Here is a 2,480-nt window from a genome sequence, read left to right as displayed (position 1 = left end):
TGTCAAAAAGATGGGTGTCCCAATAAAAAATCGCTAATCCCCTCACCCTGACCCTCTCCCAACGGGAGAGGGAATCATCCCCGAGATCGTTTTTGCTCCCTTCTCCCCCCTGCGGGAGAAGGGTTGGGGATGAGGGGGCTTGTAAATGGTTCTGAATCTTGGCACGGCTGGCGTCGTGCAGGACGCGAGGGCTGGGCCCTCGACAGGGTTTCGCCTGCCCTTCGGGCTGGGGCGAGTGACTTTGGAAAGACCCAAAGTCACCAAAGGTCTTTTCCCCCGGCAGCCGTCCACAGCGCGGATATCCTCGGCTCAGCAACAGGTCCGACGGTACGCGCCGACAGGTTTTCCTTGACCCGCCTCCGCTCGCTCGATGTCCTGTTTTACGACCTAGACCTGTCACTTCTCCTCGGCGACTTGAGAGGGTCGACAATACCGTGCCGTCTGTGACGAAGGGACTAATGTGTCGGCTTGTTGACTGCTACATGGTGCTCAGAACCGTGGGGGTGAATTGCCATAGGTTTCTATGTCCCGCCAGCCCTCGGCACCACTCATGATAGCGCTGATGACAAGAAACATGACATCAACCAGGTCATATTTACGATTGATATCAGAGCGGGTTTCTTCGACAAGAGTAAGGTGTTCAATCAAGGTCATAGAGCGCGCCTCCTGCATGGAGACGTGATTAGATCACAGACGATCAGCCTATTCAAATTTCATTAACAAAGTGCGATCCCGCCCTGGATTTGCCCGTACGTAAGATCAGTATAGCTCGTGGTGACTGCTGATCATGGGCAATCAGGTATTTTTATATCTATGTCAGTCAGTTACAGCATAATTAACATTATTTCGACTACAAATAATGGTCTTTGAGCTAATATTAAATTGTAATGTAGTCTTACCATAAAGCCGTCATTCCGCACCTAATTTTTGCATTTTAAATGGTGATGATGTTCACACAAGCAGAATTGAATTGAGAAAACCAGTGACTTCATTCACGTTGCCACGTGATAATGCTCTGTTGGGTAACAGTTCACATCATTTCACGGGGGGGGGAAGTATGAATCCGATCATTTTAACTTTTGCCCCAGCCTCAACCCCCAACACCTCGATGTTGCCATTTGTTGCGAACGTGTAGGTATCGTCGCCGAAAAAAAATCCCCAATCAGGTGCGGAATGTCGGATAAAGTACATTTTTCATGGAGGCCACAAAATGGAATGTGTAAAAGCAAAAGCATTAGTGAATATATTTTTTTCTGCAACAATGCTGTTAAATACTGCTAATGCCAAGGAGAGGCTTGTATGGATTCAGCAGGACTTCTCGCCATTTTATATTAAAGAAGATGGTTATACTAATGGTATAGCAGATAAGATAATCGATCTAATCCAAGCCGAACTGCCTGAATACGAGCATGAGAAAAAATTCCTGCCAATTAAAAGAGTAATTTTGGCGATGGAATCGGGTGCTAACGTAATATGCATAACTTTTTTAAAGGATGATGAAGTTTCTAAGATTGCAAACTATTCTGTTGCGACAATGATTCTACCACCTCACGTTATTGTAACAAGAAAAGAGGTCTCATCAAAATTAAAATCAAAAATGAGTCTGATAGAGATGAAGAATGGGAGGTTAGTAATGTCAATACCTGACGGTCGACACTTTAGTGAGGAAATATCGAGGCAAATAAGGGCGTTTCCTAGAGATGATCTTCATATAAGGAATGGTGATCACTTTCGAGGTATTGCACGAATGATAGTATCTGGGCGTGTAGATTACACCATTGCATATCCATTTGAGTTAAAATATATTCAAAGTGCCAATTCTAACATGCATACTTTATCAAAAATAAAAATAGATGGGAATGATAAATTCATACCTGCTTATGCAATAACTCCAAAAAGTGTTTTTGGTAACGATTTGATAGATAAGGTAAATCGGGCCTTATATAGAATAAGGGATACTCCTGAATATAAAAGTGCTCATGTTAGCTGGATTGACAGTGACGATAATTTTGAAAGCGCATATGAAGATTTCTCTAATGGCAAATATGACTAAGTCTACGAAGACCTTGGAACTATTGGGACACCCACCATTTTGAGCAAGCCTTGGTGTGGCTGGCGGTGGCTGCCATGATAGCACCATCATTGAGGGCTTCGGTTCAGAGAGGAGGAAAGCTTGCGATTTAACCGTCATTCCGCACCTAATTTTTGCATTTTAAATGGTGATGATGTTCACACAAGCAGAATTGAATTGAGAAAACCAGTGGCTTCATTCACGTTGCCACGTGATAATGCTCTGTTGGGTAACAGTTCACATCATTTCACGGGGGGTGAAAGTATGAATCCGAGCATTTTAACTTTTGCCCCAGCCTCAACTGCCAACACCTCAGTGTTGCCATTTGTTGTGAACGTGTAGGCATCGTCGCCGAAAAAAAATCCCCAATCAGGTGCGGAATGTCAGATTTAACCGTCATTCCGCACCT

Annotated in this window: 1 protein-coding gene and 1 pseudogene; one reads left to right on the top strand and one right to left on the bottom strand. The window is 44.1% G+C overall.

Translation table 11 applies throughout. From position 1 onward, the window contains the following. Nucleotides 1–504 precede the first annotated feature (504 nt). Nucleotides 505–654: pseudogene (locus BN1117_RS05180) on the bottom strand (transposase family protein); the annotation flags it as partial. Between the two features lie 556 nt (nucleotides 655–1,210). On the opposite strand from BN1117_RS05180, the gene BN1117_RS05175 reads away from it, so the two are divergent. Next, complete coding sequence (locus tag BN1117_RS05175; RefSeq protein ID WP_040095420.1) at nucleotides 1,211–2,053, top strand: transporter substrate-binding domain-containing protein; 843 nt, start codon at nucleotides 1,211–1,213, stop codon at nucleotides 2,051–2,053. The last annotated feature ends 427 nt before the right edge of the window (nucleotides 2,054–2,480 follow it).

The sequence above is a fragment of the Aeromonas australiensis genome (assembly GCF_000819725.1).
GTDB classification, from domain to species: Bacteria; Pseudomonadota; Gammaproteobacteria; order Enterobacterales; family Aeromonadaceae; genus Aeromonas; species Aeromonas australiensis.
The sequence above is the reverse complement of the archived record's forward strand: the minus strand, read 5'-3'. Positions and strand labels throughout refer to the sequence as shown.